This is a genomic window from Microcystis sp. M53603_WE2 (assembly GCF_030065435.1).
In genome coordinates, this window is sequence record NZ_JASJFF010000965.1 from 1 (window position 1) to 1,228 (window position 1,228).

General features: G+C 45.9%; 2 protein-coding genes. One reads left to right on the top strand and one right to left on the bottom strand.

Annotated elements, in window-relative coordinates; genetic code table 11:
- Positions 1 to 758, top strand: a 758-nt coding sequence (locus PX481_RS20425; RefSeq protein WP_288095695.1) for a CofH family radical SAM protein, incomplete at its 5' end; no start/stop codon positions are given.
- A 269-nt stretch (positions 759 to 1,027) separates the two neighbouring features.
- Here the strand turns inward: PX481_RS20425 and PX481_RS20430 are convergent.
- The coding region (locus PX481_RS20430) for an AIR synthase-related protein (protein ID WP_288095697.1) at positions 1,028 to 1,228 on the bottom strand (201 nt) is incomplete at its 5' end.

Here is a 1,228-nt window from a genome sequence, read left to right on the forward strand (position 1 = left end):
AGGGCAATTCCTTAGACTATTACCTCGAAATTGTTAAAAACCTGAAACAAGCCTTTCCTGACCTGCATTTACACGCTTTTTCGCCCCAAGAAGTCCAATTTATTGCTAGAGAAGACGCTTTAAGTTACGAAAAAGTTATCGCTTCCCTGCAAGAAGCAGGAGTCAATTCTCTCCCGGGGACGGCTGCCGAGGTGTTAGTCGATGAGGTAAGACGGGTAATTTGTCCAGAAAAAATCGATGCCGCCACTTGGTTAGAAATAGTCGGTACTGCCCATCGCTTGGGGTTACATACCACCAGTACCATGCTCTGCGGTCATATTGAAACCCCTAGCCAACAGGTGCAGCACCTCGAAAAAATTAGAAAACAGCAAGAAATCGCCCTAGAAAATAATTATCGGGCTAAAATCACCGAATTTATTTTATTGCCTTTTGTGGGACAATCAGCCCCCAAACCCCTGAGAAATCGAGTCGGACGGGATCAACCAATTTTAGCCGATACATTAAAATTAACAGCAGTGGCGCGGATTTATTTGGGCAATAGCATTAAAAATCATCAACCCAGTTGGGTAAAATTGGGCTTACAGGGGGCGACAGAAGCTTTAAACTGGGGTTGCAACGATCTTGGTGGTACTCTCATGGAAGAACATATTACCACTATGGCCGGGGCTGTGGGCGGTACTTGTTTGACCGTCGAGGAATTAGCAACGGCGATTAAATCCCTCGATCGCCCCGCCCGTCAACGGGATACAATCTATTAACTAGGGTTTGCTGAAAGAGTTTTTCGTGGGGGCAGGGTGTGGCCCCCCAGCCCCCCCGACATCGGGGGGGCAGCTGGGGTGTAGGGTTTTCCCCATTTTCAGGGGGTCAATTACCTAATTTTCAGGGAAAAAGTGCCTAAATTTCCCCCCCGATCACCCCAATGTCTGGCACTTTTTGATGGGAAAAAAGTCTAAAATTCTTATCCAACAAGGTTTTTAGATTTATTCAGCAGACCCTAAGTAGGGTTTGCTGAAAGAGTTTTTTCAGCTTAATCAAGCCCAACAATCTCCCCCTTGCCGGCAATCACTTCGCCGATTTGGTAGGCATTAATCCCAGAGGATTGTAGTTGATTAATAGTCGATCGAGCCAGATCTGATGGGACAATGATCACAAAACCGATACCCATATTAAAAGTATTAAACATGGCTTCGGCATTAACCGAACCCATCTGGGCTAACCAGTGAAAAAT